Raw genomic sequence first — 21,302 nt, forward strand, 5'->3', positions numbered from 1 at the left:
GTTCCTTCTTGATTCAGTTACGCTTTCGCCGGCAATGTAATTCCAGGGAAAAGCTTGATGACGGCGGAGTCGTCCTCGCCGCCAAAACCGGCGGCCGACGCCTGCATGAACATCTGGTGCGCCGTGGCCGACAGAGGTAATGGGAACACGCTTTTCTTCGCGTAATCGAGCACGATGCCCAAATCCTTGACGAAGATATTCACGGCCGACAACGGCGTATAGTCGCCCTTCAGGATATGCGGCACGCGATTCTGGAACATCCAGGAACTGCCGGCGCTGTTCGAAATGACTTCGTACAGGGCGTCCGGATCGCAGCCGGCACGCAAGCCCAGCGCCATCGCTTCGGCGGCGGCGGCGATGTGCACGCCGGCCAGCAGCTGGTTGATCATCTTGACCTTGGAGCCTTGCCCCGGCTGTTTGCCCAGCCGGTACAGCCTGGCGCAGATGGCATCGAAAATGCCGGCACAGGCGTCAAAAGCATCGGGCGCGCCGGCCGCCATCACCGACATCTCGCCGGCAGCCGCCTTGGCCGCGCCACCGGAAATGGGCGCGTCGATGAAGCGCAGCCCCATGGCTGCCAAGCGTGTGCCTAGGGCCTCGGCAAACTCGGGCGCCACGGTGGCGCAGGCGATCACCACGCTGCCCGGCGCCAGAGCGCTGGCGGCGCCCTGCTCGCCAAACAGCACGCTCTCCGTCTGCTGCGCATTGACGACGACGATCAGCAAGGCTTGCACCTGCGCCGCCAGCGCGGCAGGCGACGCGGCAGCCCGGGCGCCCAGCTCCACCAGCTTTTGCACGGTGTCAGGGCGCACGTCGCAGGCATGCACTTCGAAGCCAGCGCGCAGCAACGATTGCGCGATGCCCATGCCCATGGCGCCCAGGCCGATCACGCCCACTTTTTCGATTGTTGCGGTCATTTTTTGCTCCACTTATTTGTTTACCAGCTTGGCCGGCACGCGCATGATGATGAAGGCGCCAAACACTAGGATGCCGGCCAGCAGGTAGATGGCGATGTCGGTCGATTGCGTCAGGTCCTTGATGGAACCGATCATGTACGGCGCCGCAAAGCCGGCCAGATTGCCCACCGAGTTGATGGCGGCGATGCCGGCAGCCGCCGAGACACCACCGAGGAAAGCCGTCGGCAGGCTCCAGAACATGGGCGAAGCGGCGAGGATGCCGCCGGCGGCGATCGTCAGGAAGAAGATGGCCCAGCCCGTGTTGTGGGCGCCGGCCAGCGCGCTGCAGACGATGGCGGCGGCGCCGACCACCAGCGGGATGGCCATGTGCCAGCGGCGTTCGCGGTATTTGTCCGAGCTGCGGCCCAGCAGGATCATCGACGCCACGGCAAACGAATACGGAATGGCCGTGAACAGACCGATATTCAGCACGCCCGTCACGCCAGCCGCCTTGATCAGGCTGGGCAGCCAGAAGGTCAGCGAATACTGCCCCATCACGCAGCAGAAATAGATCAGGGCCATGACCCAGATGCGCGGGTCGGCGAACATGGCGCGGATAGACGGATGCGACACCTTGCCCTGCGCTTCCGTGGCGATGCGCTGCTCAAGGATGACTTTTTCATCTTCCGTCAGCCACTTCGCGGCGCGGATGCTGTTATCGAGGTACAGCAGCACGGCCACGCCCATCAGGGCGGCGGGAATCGCTTCGAGCACGAACATCCACTGCCAGCCCGCATAACCGTGCCAGCCGGCGAAGGTTTCCATGATCCAGCCAGACAGGGGACCGCCGATCAGGCCTGCCACGGGAATGGCGGCCATGAAGGTGCACACCATGCGCGCGCGGCGCTCGGACGGATACCAGTAGGTCAGATAAAGAATGATGCCGGGGAAGAAACCCGCCTCGGCGATGCCGAGCAGGAAACGCATGACGTAGAACTGGGTCGGCGTGGTGACGAACATGAAGGCGCCCGAGATGATGGCCCAGGTGATCATGATGCGGGCGATCCACACACGCGCGCCGATCTTGTGCAGCATGACATTGCTGGGTACTTCGAACAGGAAGTAGCCGAGGAAGAACACACCGGCTCCCAGGCCGTACACGGTTTCGGAAAACTGCAGGTCGGCCAGCATTTGCAGCTTGGCGAAGCCCACATTCACACGGTCGAGATAAGCGACGATGTAGCACAGCATGAGGAAGGGAATGATGCGCCAGGTCACCTTGCGGTAGACGGCGTCGTCGATGGTTTTCTGGCTTGCGGCCGCGCCTGCCGACTGGCCCGGCATTGCTTGTGACACTTCCATGCTTGTCTCCTGATCGCTGGGGGATCGACCGTGCCGGGTTTTTATAGTCCACCGGTGGTGGCTGGCAACTTGTCTAAAATTTGTATGGATGTATATTATGTGTGTGTTTTGTGTGTGTCAAGCTGTATATTCCATATAATGGCAAGCAGGCAAGCCCCATGAGAACCGCTAGCACAAGGATGCACCCGATGGACCGCACGTTCAGCTTTACCCTTCCCGCGCCGGAGCCCGCCGCGGGCAGTTTCACCACCGGCACCCTGGGCGCGCGGGTGGCGGCGCGGCTGCGCCAGCAGCTCCACCACGATGGCCTGGCCGGCGGCACGCGCCTGCCCTCGGAGCAAGCCATGGCCAGTCACTTCGGCGTCAGCCGCACAGTGCTGCGCGAAGCCATCGCCCTGCTGCAGGCAGACGGCATCGTCGCCACACGCAAGGGCAGTGGCACCTTCGTGTGCGCGCAAGATGGCGCGAAGAGCGGTGAACGGGGCGACGCGCTGACGGAGCAGTCGGTGCAATCGCTATTGAACCTGATCGAGGTGCGGCAGGGACTGGAAGCGGAAATCGCCGCGCTGGCAGCCGTGCGGCGCACGCCGGGCCAGCTGGCCGATATCGAACATGCGCTACGGCGCATCGAGGAAGCGGTGGCGGCCGGTGTCGATGGCGTGGAAGAAGACGTGCGCCTGCACCTGTGCATCGCCGAGGCGACGGGCAATCCTTACTGGCCGAAGTTCGTCGCCATGTTCGCCGACCCGATCCGCTCGGCCGTCAAGGTGACGCGCGCGAATGAAGCGCGGCGCACGGACTTTTCCATCGAAGTGCGACGCGAACATGAAAAGATCGTGCAGGCGATCGCCGACGGCGACCCGCAGCGGGCGCGCCAGGCGGCCATGGAACACATGCAGCACGCGGCCGAGCGCGTACGCCTGGCCGACCGCGAATTCTGGCGCGGCGACGGCGGCGCACTGGCACGCACCCTCGGGCGCGACCCCATCATGCAGAAATAGCCTGCTCCCGTTCAGGGGTAGCTTGGGCGGCGCATCTGGAACAGGCTGTCCGGACCGATTTCAAAATAATCGGCCGGTCCGCCGCCGCGCAGGATGGCGGCGGCGGCGGCCGTGTCGTACACACCATCCACGAGCAGATGGCGCGCGATATGCACGCCCACCACTTCGCCCAGCACCAGCCAGCTGCCGACGCCTTCACCGTTGAGCCCTTGCAGCTCGATGATCTGGGTGCGCCGGCATTCGAAGGACACGGGGCTTTCGGCCACGCGCGGCACCTTGACGATGCGCGAGGCGTCCGGCGTCAGGCCGGCCAGCGCGAATTCGTCGACCTCGGGCGGCGCCGGCGCGCAGCTGGCATTCATGGCCTCGGCCAGCGGACGCGTCGCCAGGTTCCACACGAATTCGCCCGTCTGCTCGATATTGCGCAAGGTATCCTTGCGGCCGATGCTGGAAAAACCGATCAGCGGCGGCGTGTAATTGAAGGCATTGAAAAAACTGTAGGGGGCCAGATTGAGCACGCCATCGCCGCTGCGCGTGGCGATCCAGCCGATCGGACGCGGCCCCACGATGGCGTTGAAGGGATCGTGCGGCAAGCCGTGGCCCTGCGCAGGTTCATAAAAGTGAATGTGATCGGTCACGCGCGTTCCTGAAGTCAAAAGAAGTCAAAAGAAGTCAAAGGCGCCCAGGATGGAGCGCCTGGAACGACAGCTTACTGGAATTGCCGCCACCACGTAGCCGGCCCGCCGGCGCCAGGTGCGCTCGCGCACAGACTACCAAGGCGACAATTGTATGGCGCGCCGCACCACGCCTCGCTTATGATGGCACAACTCAACCTTTATCATTGTGCTACCCCCCATGCATACACTCACGCTGCACCAGAAAGTGTTCTTGCTCCTCTTGAGCATCGTCACCATCGGCTTCGGCTGGATACTGGCGCCGTATGCGGGCGCCATCTTCTGGGGCGTCGTCCTGGCGATCCTGTTCGCGCCCGTGTACCGCTGGCTGCTGCTAAAAACCAGGGGCCGCGCCGGCCTGGCGTCGCTGCTGACCTTGCTGCTCATCGTCGTCATCGTGATCCTGCCGCTGTCGCTCATTTCCGTGTCGCTGGTGAACCAGGCGGCCAGCGTAGTGGAGATGGTACGTTCGGGCGAAATCACGGTCGCCATGTTCTTCAATAAAATCATGGCGGTACTGCCGCAATGGTTGATCAATTTGCTCGAGCGCTTCAACCTGACCAGCCTGGCCAGCCTGCAAGACAAGCTGGCCGAGGGCGCCACGCAGGTGAGCCAGGTGGTGGCGGTGAAAGCCATCAATGTGGGCCTGTACACCTTCGAATTCCTCACCAGCCTGTGCATCATGCTGTACCTGCTGTTTTTCCTCATGCGCGATGGCTCCACCCTGTCGGCCCGCATCAAGGGCGCCGTGCCGCTGAGCCGCAAGTACAAGCAGCGCCTGTTCACCAATTTCACCACGGTGATCCGCGCCACCGTGAAGGGCAACATCCTCGTGGCGATCGCCCAGGGCGCCCTCGGCGGCCTGGCGTTCTGGTTTCTGGATGTGCCCGCACCCTTGCTGTGGGCAGTGTTGATGGCTTTCCTGTCGCTGCTGCCGGCCGTCGGCGCCGCCCTCGTATGGGCGCCCGTGGCCGTCTACTTCCTGGCCACGGGCGCGATCTGGCAAGGCGCCGGCCTGGCCGCCTTCGGCGTCTTCGTCATCGGCCTGGTCGACAACGTGCTGCGTCCCATCCTGGTGGGCAAGGATACCAAGATGCCCGACTACGTGGTGCTGCTGTCGACCGTCGGCGGCATGGCCCTGTTTGGCCTGAACGGCTTCGTCATCGGCCCCGTGGTGGCGGCCCTGTTCATCGCGTCGTGGGATTTGTTCGTCTCGGCCAGCGAATTCCAGGCCGAGGATTGAGGCGTGGCGAAGCGCCGTCAGGCAAACACGGGACGGAAAAAACTGCGCTCATAGCTGACGATGCAGCGCGTCTCTTCGGCGTAGCGGAAGGCGGCCTGGCACTCGGCATCCAGCATCGAGTCCCTGCGGTACTGCTCGTACAGGGCCAGGCTGGGAAACGAGAACATGGCCAGCGCGACGTTGCTGGCGCCTTCGGACGGCAGGAAGTAGCCGTGGTGCTGGCCGCCGAAGCGTTCCACCAGCGGTATCCACAGCTTGCCGTAGGCTTCGAATTCCCGCAGTTTGTACGGGTCGATGATGTAGCGCAAATAACAGGTGATCATGCGATTTCCTTGTATATGTTCAAATCCATCAACATGCCAGATTCCCAGGAGCCGATGGCGGCCAGTGGCGAACCAGGCAAAAAGTCCAGCGCGCAGGGATACGTAAAATCTTCTTGTGCCAGGACATCGAGCCCCGGCCAGCCATAAAACAGCAGTTTGCCCTTGCCAAGGCGTCCCAGCACGCTGCCGTCGGGCAGCCAGCGCAAGGCGTTGCCCGTGCCGCCGCCCGCTTCCACGGGCACCGTGGCCAGACAGCTGCCATCGGCCAGCGCATGCACGGACAAATACTCTTTGCCACCGGCATGGTGCAGCGCGGCCAGACGCTCGCCGTCCGGCGATGGCGCGCACGACATCAGGCCAGGCAGCGACAGCACCACGCGCCCGCCTCCCGCCTGCAAGGGCCAGTCCCACACGCTGCAGTAGTCGGGCGGCTGCAGCAGCCCCTCGTCCACCGATTTGACGCCATGCTGGACCAGCAAACGCCGCCCGCCATCGATGGCGTAGACACCGCGCAGCATCTCGCCAGGATGCACCTGCGTGAAGAGCACCTCACCCGTCTGCGCCTCGCGCATCCGCAGACGGCCATCCCAGCCGCCGTCGGCCAGATACCGGCCGCACGGCGACCACGCGGGACCGCAGCCTTCGCCATCCCTTTTGTTCTGGAAGTTCAGCAGCAACTGACCCGCCTGGGCATCCACCACGGCCATCTGGCCCGTCGTGCTCTTGATGGCCAGCCGGCCGCCGTCAGGCGAGAACGCCATGCCCGACATGTGCGCGATGAATTTGCCGCGCCACAGCTTGGTCCGCGCCGCCACGTCCCACAGGATCAGATCGCGCCCCAGCACGGCCAGGCGCATGCCATCGGGCGAAAACCGCACGCCATAGCTGCAGCCCAGCTTCAGAGGCTTCGACACTGCCGTCATGGGCGCGCCAGGCGGTACACCACGCTATCGAGGTCGTAATGGCGTTCCATGCCCACGTATTGCATGCCCAGGCGCGTCATGACCTTGATCGAGGCGGCGTTGTCGGGATGGGCCACGGCCACCACCTCGGGCGCGCCGACGACGTCGAAGGCATGCGCGACGATGGCTTGCGCCGCTTCGCTGGCATAGCCCATCCCCCAGCCAGCCCGCGCCAGGCGCCAGCCGATTTCGTGCGGCTTCGCCTTGTCGCCGCCGATATGCTGCAAGCAGGCCAGCCCCACCAGCACCGCATCTTCGGTACGGATCAAGGCCCACCACGAATAGCCCCATTCCACCCAGCGCCCCATGATGCGGGCAACGGCGGCGCGCGTGTGCTCTTCCGTCTCCGGCTGGCCCGCATTCAGGTAGGTCATCACTTCGGTATCCGAGTTCATGGCATGCATGGCGTGGTAATGCCTGTCGGTGACGGGTTCGAGGCGCAGCCGCGCCGTGTGCAGAATGGTCATGCCAGATTCCTTCAGATGAAAAAAAAGACGATACATGATCGTCTTTTTTTTGCAAGAGCGCACGCAATTACTTGCCTGCTTCGCCCTTCTTGATCCACGCCGCCAACTGGTGCGGACGCAGGCCGTCGTAGTCTTCGAACGGCTGATGGATCCACGGGTTGTGCGGCAGCTCGTCGAGGAAGTAGTCAGGACGCACGACGGAGCAGCCTTTCAGCCAGATCACGGCCGATTTGACTTCGGTCACGTCAGGGAAATTTTCTTTCAGGTGACGCGTGACCTTGTCCAGGGTGACGCCCGAATCGGCCAAGTCGTCAACCAGCAGGATGCGGCCAGCCAGCGGGCCCTTGGTCATGGTCATGTACTTGGCGATATCGAGGTCGCCGCGCACCGTGCCCGCGTCTTCGCGGTAGGAGCTGGTCGACAGGATGGCCAACGGCAAATCAAAAATGCGCGAGAACACGTCGCCAGGACGCACGCCGCCGCGCGCCAGGCACAATACCTGGTCAAATTTCCAGCCCGATTCGTAGACCTTGAGCGCCAGGCGCTCGATCAGGCGGTGGTACTCTTCCCAGTTGACCCAGAGATGTTGATCGTTCGATTGTGGGGTAGTCATGATAGTGAAATCTTATTATTAGCGTGATTAAAAAAATCCGCCTTGCGGCGGATTGTGTCCAGCAGCTTACTCGAATGGGTGGCGCAGCACGATCGTTTCTTCACGATCCGGACCGGTCGAAACCATGTCCACCGGCACGCCGACCAGTTCTTCAATGCGCTTGATGTAAGCGCGCGCTGTTGCTGGCAGGGCAGCCAGCGATTTCGCGCCGACCGTGCTTTCCGACCAGCCTGGCATCTCTTCGTACACAGGTACGCAACGGGCGGCTTCTTCAGCGCCCGATGGGAAGATGTCCGTGGCCACGCCGTCGATGGTGTAGCCGGTGCACAGTTTCAGCGTTTCGATACCGTCCAGCACGTCCAGCTTGGTCAGGCACATGCCCGTCACGCCGTTGATCTGCACGGAACGGCGCAACAAGGCGGCGTCAAACCAGCCGCAGCGGCGGGCACGGCCCGTCACGGTGCCGAATTCATGGCCGACTTGCGCCAGGTGGTGGCCGACGCCTGCATCCGTTGGCAGTTCCGAAGGGAACGGGCCGGAACCGACGCGCGTCGTATAAGCCTTGGTGATGCCCAGGATGTAGTGCAGCATGCCGGGACCGACGCCCGAACCGGCAGCGGCATTGCCGGCCACGCAGTTCGACGAGGTGACGAACGGATAGGTGCCGTGATCGACGTCGAGCAGGGAACCCTGCGCGCCTTCGAACAACAGGTTGGCGCCGGCCTTGTGCGCCTTGTACAGCGCGCTCGACACGTCGGTGACCATCGGACGCAGACGCGGCACATAAGCCAGCGCGTCGTCGAGGGTCTTCTGGTAATCGATGCGCGGAGCTTTCAGGTAGTGCTCCAGCACGAAGTTGTGGTAGTCGAGGTTTTCCGCCAGTTTTTCAGCGAAACGGCTCTCGTTCAGCAGGTCGGCGACGCGGATGGCGCGGCGCGCTACCTTGTCTTCGTAGGCCGGGCCGATGCCCTTGCCGGTGGTGCCGATCTTGGCCGCGCCGCGCGCAGCTTCACGGGCCAGGTCGAGTGCCGAGTGGTAAGGCAGGATCACCGGTGCGGCGTCCGACACTTTCAGGCGCGAGGCGACTTCGACGCCGACGGCTTCGAGCTTGTCGATTTCGCGCAGCACGTCCGGCACGGAAACGACCACGCCGTTACCGATGTAGCAGGCGACGCCTGGACGCATGATGCCCGACGGGATCAGCTGCAGCGCAGTCTTGACGCCGCCGATGACCAGCGTGTGGCCTGCATTGTGGCCGCCCTGGAAGCGCACCACACCTTGAGCGTGATCGGTCAACCAATCGACGATCTTGCCTTTACCTTCATCGCCCCATTGGGTGCCGATGACAACAACGTTCTTTGCCATAATTTTCTTTGACATCACTCAACCTAAGTTTTTAAGAATCCAGCTACTACCATTATCGGCAAGTACCAGCACGCGATCGCACTCGAACTCGTCTTGTTCATTACTGTGACCCGGCATACTCTGGATCACGACCTCGCCCGCCTTGCGCAACTCGGCGATTTTTTCCTTCAATTCTGGCGCGCTGCCCCACGGCGCGCGGATCGAATGCTTCCGTTCCGCGGTCGGCAACAAGCGCGCCAGTTCGCGCAAATCGAGCGAGAAGCCGGTCGCGGGACGTGCCCGGCCGAACGCTTCGCCGACGTGGTCATAACGGCCGCCGCGCGCAACCGCGTTCGGCAAGCCAGGTACATACAGCGCAAACATCGCGCCACTTTCATATTGGTAGCCGCGCAGGTCGGCCAGGTCGATCGCCACTTCGGCGCGGCCCAAAGCCTTAGTTTCCACAGTCGCGGCCAGCGCGGCCAGTTCGGCCAGCGCTTTCAGCACGCCCGGCAGCGGCGGCAGCACTTCGCGCGCACGCGCCAGCACGTCGATGTCGCCGTACAGGTTCGGCAAGGCCAGCAGCGCATCGCGCGTGACGGGATCGTAGGCAGCGGTCAGCGCACGCAGGCCAGGCGCATCTTTCGCGCGCAGCAAGGTGTACAGCGCAGCCTCGTCGCGCACGGCAGCGGCATCTTGCGCAATGATAGCGCGCAACAGGCCAACGTGCGACAAATCCAGGCGCACACTATCGAAACCGGCCAGTGCCAGCGAAGCGAGCGCCAGTTCCTGGATCTCGGCGTCCGCTTCCAGGCCCGCGTGGCCATAGATTTCGGCGCCGATCTGCAGCGGTTCGCGGGTGGCGTGCAGACCCGAAGGACGGGTATGCAGCACGCTGCCGGCGTAGCACAGACGGGTTACGGTGGCACGGTTGAGCAGGTGCGCGTCGATGCGCGCCACTTGCGTCGTCATGTCGGCACGCAGGCCGAGCATGCGGCCCGACAGCTGGTCGACCAGTTTGAACGTGCGCAGGTCGGTATCCTTGCCAGCGCCAGTCATCAGCGATTCCAGATACTCGAGCAGCGGCGGCATGACCAATTCATATCCGTACAGACGGAAATTATCCAGCATGAGGCGGCGCAGCTCTTCGATCTTGCGCGCTTCCGACGGCAGAACATCGGCAATATTTTCGGGCAAAAGCCAATTCGGCATGAGGGAGCGAGATACGGAAGAAAGTTGAAAAAATGCATCATGCGAGGCAGCGGCGGGCGCGCCAGGCAAGAGGCCGAACCTGATATTTTACGCGAAAACACGGGCCTTTAGGGATAAGTTGTCCGAATCGCTGCCGCACAGTCCTAAAAACACCGCATTTTACGCCTTCCCGCCACAGCCTGGGCACACCAAAAAAACGGGGCCGGCATTGACGCCGGCCCCGCTGCTGCTGCCACCCGCCCTTGCGGCCAGGTGCAGTCTGGATGCTGCCTTACTTCTTGGCCGAACCGGCTGCACCGCCGCCCTTGAAGTACTTGAAGAATTCCGAACTCGGATCGACCACCATCACGTCGCCCTTGTCCCTGAAGGTGGCGCGGTAGGCTTCCAGGCTACGGTAGAACTTGTAGAACTCCGGATTCCGGCCAAACGCTTCCGCATAGATCTGCGATGCCTTGGCATCGCCCTCGCCGCGGATCTTCTCGGCTTCACGATATGCTTCGGCCAGGATCACCGTGCGCTGCTTGTCGGCGTCGGCGCGGATTTTCTCGGAGTCGGCCGAACCGGTCGACCGCAGCTCATTGGCCACGCGCACGCGCTCGGACTTCATGCGCTCGTACACGGAGTTGTTGATCTGCTCGACGTAGTCGACACGCTTCAGGCGCACGTCGACGATTTCCACGCCGATGGCCTTGGCTTCCGCCGACACCTTGGCCAGAATCGCTTCCATCACCTTGCCGCGCTGGCCCGAGATCACTTCGCGCACGGTGCGCTTGGTGATTTCATCGTTCAGCGCTGCCTTGACGATTTGCGACATGCGGTTGCGGGCCGGCTTTTCATCGCCGCCAAAGCTGCGGAAATACAGCCGTGGGTCGGCGATGCGCCATTTCACATAAGCGTCGACGAGGATGTTCTTCTTCTCGGCCGTGATGAAGCGTTCCGGTTCCGGCGTATCCAGGGTCAGGATGCGCTTGTCCAGGTACAGCACGTTCTGGAACGGCGGCGGCAGTTTGAAATACAGGCCCGGCGTGCTGATGACTTCCTTGACTTCACCGAGGGCGAAGACGACCGCATACTTACGCTGGTCGACCACGAACACGGTCGAGGACAAGAGCATGATCGCGATAAAGCCCGCGATCAGGGCGGCTACGATACGGTTCATTAGCGACTCTCCCGTTCACGCGAAGAGCGGCGCGTATTGACTTCTACTGTCGGCATGGCTTCCTGTGGCAAAACGGTGTTGGCTGCGGGTGTCGCGCCAGCACGGGCGGCAGCGGCATCGGTGGCAGCCGTCTGGGCGATCAGCTTGTCGAGCGGCAGATACAGCAGATTGCTGCCCGTCTTCGCGTCAACCATAACCTTGCTGGCACTGCTGAACACTTGCTGCATCGTTTCCAGGTACATGCGGTCGCGCGTGACGACCGGTGCCTTCTGGTACTCGACCAGCACCTGCTTGAAGCGCGAAGCATTACCTGCGGCGTTCTCGGTCACCATCGCGCTGTACGCGGCGGCTTCCTCCATCAGGCGGAAAGCGGCGCCGCGGGCTTTTGGAATGACGTCGTTGGCGTAAGCCTGGCCTTCATTCTTCTGGCGTTCGCGGTCCTGGCCGGCCTTGACGGCATCGTCGAAGGCGGCTTGCACCTGCTCCGGCGGCTGCACGGCCTGCATCGTCACGTTGGTGATAGCGACACCTACCTTGTAGCGGTCGAGAATTTGCTGCATCAGTTGCTGCGTATCGTAAGCGACCTTTTCGCGGCCTTCATACAGCACGAAGTCCATCTTGCTGCGGCCCACCACTTCGCGGATCGCCGTTTCGGCGACCTGGCGCAGGGTATCTTCCTGGTCGCGCGTGTTGAACAGCCACGCCACAGGGTCTTTCAGCGTGTATTGCACCGCGAACTGGATGTCGATGATGTTTTCATCGTCCGTCAGCATCAGCGACTCGCTGGCCTGCTTGTTGCGCAGCGACTGGCGGTAACCGACTTCCACCGTGCGCACCTGCGACACGTTGACGGTTTCGTCAGTCTGGAACGGGTACGGCCAGCGCCAGTTGAAACCGGCCGGCGTGGTGTGGCTGTACTTGCCGAACGTGAGCACGACGCCGCTCTGGCCCTCTTGCACGATGAAGGCGCCGCTGGCGAGCCAGATGAAGACGGCGATCACGCCGACCACGCCAGCGGTGATGCCGGCGCCCTTCATGTCGGGACGCGGACCACCGCCACCGCCGTTGTTATTGCCGCCGTTGTCGGGACGGTTCTTCTGTCCGAAAAAGGCGTTCAGGCGCTGATTGAAATCGCGCCATAACTGATCGAGGTCCGGCGGACCTTCGCCGGGCTTTTTGCCTTCTTGGGCTTTCTTGCCGTCGTCCTTGCGATTGCCCCAGCGGGGATCGTTCAGGGACAACTTCAAGCCTGTTTTTTTGAGTAGGGAGACAAGCATAACTATCGTGTTCCGACTTGGGAGTGGGTGGAAATCCTATCGTCCTCGCCAGGCTCTTCGTCCTGGTCCGGGGCGGCGCCATCGTGCTGGTCGTACTGACCGTCCAACTGATCTTCCTGCGGTGCTGCGTCGTTCTGATACAGGTGCGCCGAACCGGGCGCCTTCCTGGCCATCTCGACAATCGCATCGCGCAGCAGGTCGAGACCGCTACCCTTCTGCGCACTGACGAAGACGCGACTGATCGTAGCATATTCATCGCGCTCCACCGATGGCTCCAGCCCGGCCGCATCGATCTTGTTCCACACGAGGATTTGCGGAATATGATCGGCGCCGATCTCTTTCAAGACCAGGTTGACCTGCTCGATCTGCTCCATGCGCACCGGCGACGCAGCGTCGACGACGTGCAGCAGCAAATCGGCATGGATGGTTTCTTCGAGCGTGGCGCGGAAAGCGGCCACCAGTTGATGCGGCAATTCGCGCACGAAACCGACCGTGTCGGAGATCACCACATTGCCCACTTCCTGGCCCAGGTAAACCCGGCGCGAGGTGGTGTCCAGGGTGGCGAACAACTGGTCGGCAACATACACGCCAGCCTTGGTCACGGCATTGAACAGGGTCGACTTGCCGGCATTGGTATAGCCGACCAGGGACACCGAAAATGTGTGATTGCGGCCGCGCGCGCGGCGCTGCGTTTCGCGCTGCTTGTGCAGCTTTTCCAAGCGGGCGCGCAAGGCCTTGACACGGTCGCCGATCAGCCGACGGTCGGTCTCGAGCTGCGTCTCGCCGGGACCGCGTAAGCCGATCCCGCCCTTTTGCCGCTCAAGGTGGGTCCAGCCGCGGATCAGGCGCGTGGCCAGATGCTGCAACTGGGCCAGCTCGACTTGCAACTTGCCCTCGTGGCTCTTGGCGCGCTGCGCGAAGATGTCGAGGATCAAGCTGGTGCGGTCGAGCACCCGCACATTCAGGCGCTTTTCCAGATTGCGCTGTTGGGCAGGTGACAGGGCATGGTTAAAAATGACGATTTCCAGGCCGTCATTGACGACGACGTCGCCAATTTCATCGGCCTTGCCACTGCCGACGAAATAGGCGGAATCGGGACTGGAACGTTTGGCCGTGATGGTGGAAATCGGGTCTACGCCAGCCGAGCGCGACAACAGCATGAGTTCCTCCATGCTGGCGGCGAAGTCGCTGTGACCGAAGTCAACCCCGACTAGTGCCGCGCGCATGATGGCATCAGATAAGTGGCGGCGCACGCCGACGCCGATGCAAACGCATCAGCGCCGCTGGCGCGGACGGGGGCGACGGAGGGTGAAAGGCGCTGGGCCGTCAAGCTCAACGCTTTACTCCGCTTCAGATTCAATATTGAGATTGACGGCACGGGCCGGCACCACTGTCGAGATGGCATGCTTGTACACCATCTGTGTCACCGTATTGCGCAGCAATACGACATATTGATCGAACGATTCGATATGGCCCTGCAATTTAATGCCATTGACCAGGTAGATCGAGACAGGAACATGCTCTTTGCGTAATGCATTGAGGAATGGGTCTTGTAACAGTTGCCCTTTGTTGCTCATAACAGCTCCGTTGTTTATGTTGTTGTGTAAGAATTGGAGGCGACTCGCTTGATTTCAAGTGCTCTCACACCTTTCAAAGAAAGAAAGATGCGTCATAGCTACTGTAACCTGTTTTCACGATCGCTGTCGCGCATGGCGCATTAACACTTTCATTTCGTGCAAGAGCCATTGAATTGGCTGTCGGCGCCGCATTATCTCTGCGGCGCCTTAATATGCACTTAATCCAGCGGTTAAATCATTACTTGCTCGGCGTGCGCGCAAACGGGTTTTTACCCGTGCGCAGTTCGATGCGCAGTGGCGTACCGACCAGGGCAAACGTATCGCGGAAATGTTTTTCCAGATAGCGCTTGTAGGGATCGCCAACGGCGTCGAGCGCATTGCCGTGAATAACGATCACAGGCGGGTTCATGCCACCCTGGTGAGCATAGCGCAGCTTCGGACGGATCGAGCCCTTGCGGCGTGGCTCCTGCTTCTCCACCGCCTCGATCAGGGCGCGCGTCAGTTTCGGCGTCGACAGATCGCACATGGCGGCCGCATACGCGGCGTTGAGCGACTTCATCAGTGGAGCGATGTTGGTGCCCTTCAGCGCCGAAATGAAATGCATCTGCGCGAACGACAGGAAATCGAGCTTGCGGTCGATATCGATCTTGATCTCGTCGCGTTCGTGCGATTGCAAACCATCCCATTTATTCACGGCCACCACCAGCGCGCGGCCCGATTCAAGGATGAAGCCGGCGATATGCGCGTCTTGCTCTGAAATATCCTGCTGCGCGTCGAGCATCAGCACCACCACGTTGGCTTCGGAAATCGATTGCAGGGTTTTCACCACCGAGAATTTCTCGATCGCTTCAAATACCTTGCCGCGGCGGCGGATACCGGCCGTGTCGATCAGCGTGTATTGCTGGCCATCGCGCTCGAACGGAATCTCGATCGAGTCGCGCGTCGTGCCCGGCATGTCGAAGGCGATCACGCGCTCTTCGCCCAGCAGGGTGTTGATGAGGGTCGACTTGCCCACGTTTGGACGACCGACGAGGGCAATCTTGATGCCGCGGTCGGTCTTTTCCAGCTCTTCAGGCTCATCCGGACGCTGCGCGAAGGCCAGGTCCAGCATCACTTCGACGAGGTCGTTGACGCCGTCGCCGTGCGCCGACGAGATCGCATACGGATCGCCCATGCCCAATTCATAGAATTCGGACACGACGGCCGTATAGCGCATGCCCTCGCTTTTGTTGACCACCAGCAAGACCGGGCGGCCGCTCTTGCGCAGGAAGTCAACGATCGTCTTGTCATGCGGGGTCAGGCCTTGGCGGCCGTCCACGATGAACACCACCACGTCGGCCTCGGCCACGGCCTGCTTGGTCTGCAGTGCCATCTGGTGCATGATGCCTTCCTTGGCGACGGGTTCGAAACCACCCGTATCGATGACCAGGAAGGGACGTTCGCCGACACGGCCTTCGCCATAGTGACGATCGCGCGTCAACCCAGGCAAATCCGCCACCAGCGCATCGCGCGAGCGGGTCAGACGATTGAATAAAGTCGATTTCCCAACATTGGGTCGACCTACTAGTGCAATTACCGGCTTCATTGTATTACTCGACCGCGAGAGCGGTCACTGTCCCTGATTGGGTTTGAAAAATCAAATTCGAACCTGCCACAACGGGAGCCGAAACAATCGGACTACCGTCGGTGCTGACACGACCTATTAATGCGCCATCTTCCCGTGACAGGAAGTGGATGTAACCTTGATAGTCACCGACGGCGACGCTGCGGCCAAAAGAAGCCGGCGTCGACAAGCGGCGGCGCGCCAGCGCCTCATTCTTCCAGGCGCCCTGGCCGCCTTCGCGGCTGAACGCCACCACGGCGCCCTGGGCGTCGGCGGCAAACACGAAACGCTGGTCGACGGCCACGCCCACATCGGACGAGATCGGCTTGGTCCAGCGCGGCACGCCCGTGGCGGCATCGAAGCAGCCCGCCTTGCCCTGGTACGTGACGGCGCACACTTCGCCTTCGAACACCACCGGCGTGCCGGCGATATCGGAGACGCGCTCCAGTTCGGTGGCGCCGCGCGGTTCGCTGACGACGATCTCCCAGCGTACCACACCGGTGGCGGCCGTCAGTGCCAGCAACTTGCCGCCCGGCTGGGCCACATAGACATTCGCGCCACCCAGTACCATGCCAGGCGCATTGCGCAGGGTCAGTGCCGGCGTGGCGCGCTGCACCGTCCACTTGCGCTCGCCCGTCTTGGCATCGAAGCCGACGATGCGGTTGTCCACGCTGCGCACCACGACCACGCCCTGTCCCACGACAGGCGGGGTCAGCACTTCGCTGGACGCCTGTGCCTTCCACAGCTGCTTGCCATCGGCATCGAAGGCCAGCACGGCGCCCTTGGCGGCGCCCACGGCCACCAGCGTGCCATCGCTACCGGCACTGGAGGTGATGTCGCTGCCGGCCTTGATGCGCCACGTTTCCCGGCCGCTGGCCGCATCCAGGCGCGCCAGCGCGCCATCGGCATTGACCACGTACAGGCTGTTGCCGGCCAGCGCAGGCGTAAACGCGTACACGCCGGCCTTGCCGATCGAATACTTCCAGGCGTCGCGTACGGCAATGCTCGATTTTAACTCGACCAGCTTGGCCGGTTCGACTTTCGGGTCTTTCGAGGCAAACGGGTTCCAGGACGAGCAACCGGCCATCAGGGCCAACAGACTTGCAGCTACCAGCTTTTCAGTGACACGCATAAGTGTTATCCAACCTTTTTCTTGTACTTGTAAGGGCATGGCAGGCGGCGCAAAGCGCCGCATGGCCGAACCATCAGTGTTCCTGTCAGGCGGCGGCCTTGTCAGCCTTGGCCTTGTCTTCCGGTACCGTACCGCCAATCGCCTCCAGTTTGACCTGAATCAATTGACGACCTGGATTATTCTTGTCCGTTGCTGCCAGCGCGGCCAGGTAGGCCGTGCGTGCATCGGCCAGCTTGTTTTGCGCCACCAGGATATCGCCCTTGCGGTCGGCCACGGCACCGGCAAATTGCGCCACGCTGGCCGTCGCCAGCACTTTCAATGCTTCATCGTAGGCTTTTTCGTCCAGCAGGACACCCGCCAGGCGCAGCTTGGCGATGACCTTGTACTCTTCCGTGCCGTGCTCGGCCACCCATTGCAGCTGGGTCTTGGCCATTTTCAAGTCATTCGCGTCAAACGCCACCTTGGCCGCGGCCAGGGCGCTCATCTGCGCATACGCCGTGCCGCTGAAACGCGATTGCATGTCGCCGGCCGCGCGCATCACCTTGGCGGTGTCCTTGGCGGCGATGGCGTTTTGCAGTTCGTCATACAGCTGGCCCGCTTGCGCAGCTTGCGTGCGCTGGTAGTACTGCCAGCCAGCCCAGCCGCTGTAGCCCGCCAGCGCCACGATCAAGACCCAGGAGGTCAGATTGCCATTGCGCTGCCACCAGGCCTTGAGGGTTGCCAGTTGTTCTTGTTCTTCGTGATCGTATGCCATGGGTCGTCAGTTTTAATGAGTAGTTGATCGAGGGTAGTACGGTCTTGCTTCAAATCAATGGTGGTGATGCACGTGCCCGCCAGGACCGTGGTCGTGGCCGCAATCGTGGTCGCCGATGATCTGGTCCACCACGTAATCGACGACATCGTCGAACGGCACCGTGTTTTGCTGCGCGCCAGCATCGGCTTCGCGCATGGCTTTCACCGTGGCCACATTGTTGGCGATTTCATCGTCGCCCATGATCACGGCAAACGCCGCGCCGCTGGCATCGGCCTTTTTCATTTGCGTCTTGAAGCTGCCGCCACCGTTGCTCGCTGCGCAATGTAGCACAACGTCGAGGCCCGCATCGCGAATCCGTTCGGCCAGCACGAATGCCTGCAGGCCCGCCTGCTCACCCTGGTGCACCAGGTACACGTCGCACTGGGCCGGCGCTTCCGGCTCAGCCGCGTCCTTCATCAGCAGCACCAGACGTTCAACGCCCATGCCGAAACCGACGGCTGGCGTCGATTTGCCACCGAACATTTCCACCATGCCGTCATAGCGGCCACCGGCGCACACCGTGCCTTGCGCGCCCAGCTTGTCGCTGACCCACTCGAACACCGTGCGATTGTAGTAATCGAGGCCGCGCACCAGGCGTGGATTGATGGTGAATGGAATATTGTTGTGGTTCAAGATCTTCTGCACGCCGTGGAAGTGCGCCAGCGATTCCTCTCCCAGGTAGTCCAGCAGCTTCGGCGCGCCATTGACCAGGTCTTGCATGGCAGGGTTCTTGGTATCGAGGATGCGCAGCGGATTGCTGTGCAGACGGCGCTTGGCTTCTTCGTCGAGCAGCTCGCTGTGGCTTTCCAGGTAGGCGATCAGGTCGGCGCGGTGGCGCAGGCGCTCGTCCGCGTCGCCGATCGAGTTCAGCTCCAGGCGGATGCCTTCCAGGCCCAGGTCATCCCACAGGCGACGCGACAGCATGATGATCTCGGCGTCGATATCCGGGCCCGTGAAACCGATGGCTTCCACGCCGAACTGATGGAACTGGCGATAGCGGCCTTTTTGCGGGCGCTCATGGCGGAACATCTGGCCCTTGTACCACAGGCGTTTCGGGCCTTCGTAGACGAGGTTGTGCTCGACCACGGCGCGCACCACGCCAGCCGTGCCTTCAGGGCGCAAGGTCAGGTTGTCGCCGTTCATCGAATCGGTGAACGAATACATTTCCTTTTCCACGATATCGGTCACGGCGCCGATGGCGCGCGCGAACAATTTCGTTTCTTCCACGATCGGCGTGCGGATTTGCTGGAAGCCGTAGCTTTGCAGCACGGATTGCGCCGTATTCTCAAACAATTCCCACAGCGGGGCGTCGGCGGGCAGCACGTCGTTCATGCCTTTCACGCCTGTAATTTTCTCTGCTTTTTTATTTTCGGACATAGTGTTCTTCTTTGCTTTTTATCGGGTCAGGCTCAGACGGCAACCGTATTTCCGTAGTGACTCTGTACATACTTCAAGACGATGTCCTGGAATTCCTCGACGATACGCTCGCCGCGCAGCGTGACGACTTTTTCACCGTCGACAAACACGGGCGCGGCCGGCGATTCACCCGTGCCGGGCAGGCTGATGCCGATGTTCGCATGCTTCGATTCGCCGGGACCATTGACGATGCAGCCCATGACGGCCACGTTCATCGCTTCCACGCCCGGATATGCTTTCTTCCATTCCGGCATCTGCTCGCGCAGATACGTCTGGATGTTGTCGGCCAGTTCCTGGAAGGTGGTCGACGTCGTGCGGCCGCAGCCCGGGCAGGCGATCACCATGGGCGCGAACTTGCGCAAGCCCATGGTTTGCAAAATTTCCTGGCCGACGATGACTTCGCGCGTGCGGTCGCCGCCCGGCTCGGGCGTAAGCGAGATGCGGATGGTGTCGCCGATGCCCTCTTGCAGCAGCACGGACAGGGCCGCGGTGGACGCCACGATGCCCTTGCTGCCCATGCCCGCTTCCGTCAAGCCCAGGTGCAGCGGATAGTCGCAGCGCTGGGCCAGTTCGCGGTACACGGCGATCAGGTCCTGCACGCCAGACACCTTGCACGACAGGATGATCTTGTCGCGCCCCAGGCCCAGCTCTTCGGCACGCACGGCGTTTTCAATCGCCGACGTCACCAGCGCTTCATACATGACGGCTTGCGCCGGCCACGGGTTGCTGCGGCCCGCGTTTTCATCCATGATGCGCGCCAGCAAGGCTTGATCCAGGCTGCCCCAGTTCACGCCGATGCGCACCGGCTTGTCGTACTTGCACGCCGCTTCGATCATTTGCGCAAATTGCGTGTCGCGCTTGGCGCCCTTGCCCACGTTGCCAGGATTGATCCGGTACTTCGACAGCGCGCGCGCGCAATCGGGGTAATCGTTGAGCAGGGTATGGCCGTTGTAATGGAAGTCGCCCACCAGCGGCACGTCGATCTCCATCTTGTCGAGCTGTTCGCGGATGTAGGGCACGGCCGCAGCCGCCTCGGGACGGTCCACCGTCAGGCGCACCAGTTCCGAACCGGCACGCGCCAGTTCCTTGATCTGGATCGCCGTGCCGATGGCATCGGCCGTGTCCGTGTTCGTCATCGACTGCACCACCACGGGGGCGTCGCCGCCCACCCAGATCTGGCGCTGGCCGTGCGCGATCAGCACCTTGCGGCTGTCGCGCCGGCCGGAAGGACCGGAGCCGATCGCTGTTTTCGAGGTAGCCATAATAGTGTCTTGTGAGTTATAGAATACTTGCTTGATACTTATTTGATACTGATGCGCGAGATCGTGCCGCCCGCCACAGTCGGCAAGTCCAGCTTGGCGCCGCGCAAGGTTGCCTGCACGGCAGCCGGCTTGCCCACCACCAGGGTGGCCGGGCCGGCGATATCAAATGTTTCCGTGCTGCCAGCCTTGACCATGCGCGAAATCAGCGGCGCGGCGCCAGGACGGCGAATCTCGACCCAGGAATCCTGCTCCACCTTCAACACCAGCGTGTTCGAGACCACGGCCGCTACCGGCGGCGTAACGACCGCCGCCGCTGGCGCCGCGACTGGCGCGGCTGCCGGCACGGACGCGGCTGGCGCTCCCGTCTGCGTGTCGTTGCCCGCAGGCGGCGGCACGGAGATCAGCGGCACGGACGGCGTCTGCACGGGCGACAAATCCTGCCCCGACTTGACCAGGGTCGTTTCCACGGGGCCCACCACGTTCGGATGCACGGCTTCCTTGTCGGCTTGCGCCAGCAGGCTGGCCGGCACATAGCCCAGCTTGTACGCACCAAAAGCGGCAGCCACGACCACGGCAACGGCACCGGCGATCCAGAGCGGAGTCTGGTTCGACGAACGCTGCGTCATCGACGGGAAGCGCGATTCGGAAAACGTGGCGGAAATCTCGCGCCGCACGGGCGCGACAGCCGGGTCTTGCGCCGGCGCCGGGTGGACTTCGATCATGGCGACCAGCGGCGCCGCGTCGAGCTTGACCACCTTGGCATAGGCGCGCACGAAACCGCGCACCACGGCCACGTTCGGCAAGGCCGCCATATCACCCGCTTCCAGCGCGATCACCTGGCGCGTCGCCAGCTTGAGCTGGTCGGCCACCTGTTCCACCGGCCAGCCCAGCGCTTCGCGCTGTGCCTTCAACTGTGCGCCTGCCAACGCCAGATTGCCCTGGGGCTGCTGCTGAGGCGTTTCTGCCCACTCTGAATTCATTGGTAT

The 21,302-nt window shown here is 62.3% G+C and carries 21 protein-coding genes; 2 read left to right on the forward strand and 19 right to left on the reverse strand.

From position 1 onward, the window contains the following. Positions 1 to 17 precede the first annotated feature (17 nt). Together ltnD and ACP7DE_RS03080 are read right to left on the reverse strand one after the other, a co-directional pair. Entirely contained in the window at positions 18 to 917 is a 900-nt protein-coding gene (gene ltnD / locus ACP7DE_RS03075; RefSeq protein WP_426070684.1) for an L-threonate dehydrogenase, read from the reverse strand. 12 nt (positions 918 to 929) lie between these two features. Then, positions 930 to 2,258, reverse strand: a complete 1,329-nt coding sequence (locus ACP7DE_RS03080; RefSeq protein ID WP_426070685.1) for an MFS transporter — start codon at positions 2,256 to 2,258, stop codon at positions 930 to 932. A 158-nt stretch (positions 2,259 to 2,416) separates the two neighbouring features. On the opposite strand from ACP7DE_RS03080, the gene ACP7DE_RS03085 reads away from it, so the two are divergent. Then, complete coding sequence (locus tag ACP7DE_RS03085) at positions 2,417 to 3,259, forward strand: FadR/GntR family transcriptional regulator (protein WP_426070686.1); 843 nt, start codon at positions 2,417 to 2,419, stop codon at positions 3,257 to 3,259. A gap of 11 nt (positions 3,260 to 3,270) precedes the next feature. Here ACP7DE_RS03085 and ACP7DE_RS03090 read toward each other — a convergent pair whose 3' ends face one another. Then, positions 3,271 to 3,897, reverse strand: a complete 627-nt coding sequence (locus ACP7DE_RS03090) for a flavin reductase family protein (protein WP_426070687.1) — start codon at positions 3,895 to 3,897, stop codon at positions 3,271 to 3,273. 217 nt (positions 3,898 to 4,114) lie between these two features. Between ACP7DE_RS03090 and ACP7DE_RS03095 the strand changes: the two genes are divergently transcribed. Next, positions 4,115 to 5,176 (forward strand): AI-2E family transporter, encoded by a 1,062-nt coding sequence (locus ACP7DE_RS03095; protein WP_426070688.1) that lies wholly within the window; start codon positions 4,115 to 4,117, stop codon positions 5,174 to 5,176. Between the two features lie 17 nt (positions 5,177 to 5,193). Here ACP7DE_RS03095 and ACP7DE_RS03100 read toward each other — a convergent pair whose 3' ends face one another. The 16 genes from ACP7DE_RS03100 to ACP7DE_RS03175 form a co-directional block, all read right to left on the reverse strand. Continuing rightward, the gene (locus ACP7DE_RS03100) at positions 5,194 to 5,499 is read right to left on the reverse strand and encodes an NIPSNAP family protein (RefSeq protein ID WP_426070689.1); all 306 of its coding nucleotides are present in this window, start codon (positions 5,497 to 5,499) and stop codon (positions 5,194 to 5,196) included. Beyond that, entirely contained in the window at positions 5,496 to 6,422 is a 927-nt protein-coding gene (locus tag ACP7DE_RS03105) for a WD40 repeat domain-containing protein (RefSeq protein WP_426070690.1), read from the reverse strand. Before ACP7DE_RS03105 ends, ACP7DE_RS03100 begins: the two co-directional genes overlap by 4 nt. Then, positions 6,419 to 6,928 (reverse strand): GNAT family N-acetyltransferase, encoded by a 510-nt coding sequence (locus ACP7DE_RS03110; RefSeq protein WP_426070691.1) that lies wholly within the window; start codon positions 6,926 to 6,928, stop codon positions 6,419 to 6,421. Before ACP7DE_RS03110 ends, ACP7DE_RS03105 begins: the two co-directional genes overlap by 4 nt. Before the next feature lie 67 nt (positions 6,929 to 6,995). Continuing rightward, positions 6,996 to 7,541: a phosphoribosyltransferase gene (locus ACP7DE_RS03115; RefSeq protein ID WP_034752020.1), complete on the reverse strand. Its 546-nt coding sequence runs from the start codon at positions 7,539 to 7,541 to the stop codon at positions 6,996 to 6,998. Between the two features lie 66 nt (positions 7,542 to 7,607). Beyond that, positions 7,608 to 8,921 carry an adenylosuccinate synthase gene (locus ACP7DE_RS03120; RefSeq protein ID WP_426070692.1) on the reverse strand — a complete coding sequence of 438 codons (1,314 nt, stop codon included), beginning with the start codon at positions 8,919 to 8,921 and terminating at the stop codon, positions 7,608 to 7,610. A 3-nt stretch (positions 8,922 to 8,924) separates the two neighbouring features. Beyond that, complete coding sequence (locus ACP7DE_RS03125) at positions 8,925 to 10,097, reverse strand: ATP phosphoribosyltransferase regulatory subunit (RefSeq protein WP_282406441.1); 1,173 nt, start codon at positions 10,095 to 10,097, stop codon at positions 8,925 to 8,927. A gap of 271 nt (positions 10,098 to 10,368) precedes the next feature. Continuing rightward, the gene (gene hflC / locus ACP7DE_RS03130) at positions 10,369 to 11,256 is read right to left on the reverse strand and encodes a protease modulator HflC (protein ID WP_426070693.1); all 888 of its coding nucleotides are present in this window, start codon (positions 11,254 to 11,256) and stop codon (positions 10,369 to 10,371) included. Then, complete coding sequence (gene hflK, locus ACP7DE_RS03135; RefSeq protein ID WP_426070694.1) at positions 11,256 to 12,533, reverse strand: FtsH protease activity modulator HflK; 1,278 nt, start codon at positions 12,531 to 12,533, stop codon at positions 11,256 to 11,258. The genes hflC and hflK overlap by 1 nt, the downstream gene beginning before the upstream one ends. A 2-nt stretch (positions 12,534 to 12,535) precedes the next feature. Further along, positions 12,536 to 13,759, reverse strand: a complete 1,224-nt coding sequence (gene hflX, locus ACP7DE_RS03140) for a GTPase HflX (protein ID WP_426070695.1) — start codon at positions 13,757 to 13,759, stop codon at positions 12,536 to 12,538. Positions 13,760 to 13,873: 114 nt separating this feature from the next. Further along, positions 13,874 to 14,110, reverse strand: coding sequence for an RNA chaperone Hfq (gene hfq, locus ACP7DE_RS03145; protein ID WP_008450615.1), 237 nt, complete (start codon positions 14,108 to 14,110; stop codon positions 13,874 to 13,876). Between the two features lie 238 nt (positions 14,111 to 14,348). Next, positions 14,349 to 15,695 (reverse strand): ribosome biogenesis GTPase Der, encoded by a 1,347-nt coding sequence (gene der / locus ACP7DE_RS03150; RefSeq protein WP_010399874.1) that lies wholly within the window; start codon positions 15,693 to 15,695, stop codon positions 14,349 to 14,351. 4 nt (positions 15,696 to 15,699) lie between these two features. Next, positions 15,700 to 16,845: an outer membrane protein assembly factor BamB gene (gene bamB / locus ACP7DE_RS03155; RefSeq protein ID WP_426070696.1), complete on the reverse strand. Its 1,146-nt coding sequence runs from the start codon at positions 16,843 to 16,845 to the stop codon at positions 15,700 to 15,702. A gap of 85 nt (positions 16,846 to 16,930) precedes the next feature. Further along, on the reverse strand, positions 16,931 to 17,599 hold the full coding sequence (locus ACP7DE_RS03160; protein ID WP_426070697.1) for a YfgM family protein: 669 nt from the start codon (positions 17,597 to 17,599) through the stop codon (positions 16,931 to 16,933). Positions 17,600 to 17,653: 54 nt separating this feature from the next. Next, positions 17,654 to 19,015: a histidine--tRNA ligase gene (gene hisS / locus ACP7DE_RS03165; protein ID WP_426070698.1), complete on the reverse strand. Its 1,362-nt coding sequence runs from the start codon at positions 19,013 to 19,015 to the stop codon at positions 17,654 to 17,656. Between the two features lie 32 nt (positions 19,016 to 19,047). After that, positions 19,048 to 20,316, reverse strand: a complete 1,269-nt coding sequence (gene ispG, locus ACP7DE_RS03170; protein ID WP_426070699.1) for a flavodoxin-dependent (E)-4-hydroxy-3-methylbut-2-enyl-diphosphate synthase — start codon at positions 20,314 to 20,316, stop codon at positions 19,048 to 19,050. 38 nt (positions 20,317 to 20,354) lie between these two features. Beyond that, positions 20,355 to 21,296 carry a helix-turn-helix domain-containing protein gene (locus ACP7DE_RS03175; RefSeq protein WP_426070700.1) on the reverse strand — a complete coding sequence of 314 codons (942 nt, stop codon included), beginning with the start codon at positions 21,294 to 21,296 and terminating at the stop codon, positions 20,355 to 20,357. Positions 21,297 to 21,302 lie beyond the last annotated feature (6 nt).

The sequence above is a fragment of the Janthinobacterium sp. DSP2-3-3 genome, assembly GCF_049897325.1.
Classification (GTDB): domain Bacteria; phylum Pseudomonadota; class Gammaproteobacteria; order Burkholderiales; family Burkholderiaceae_D; genus Janthinobacterium.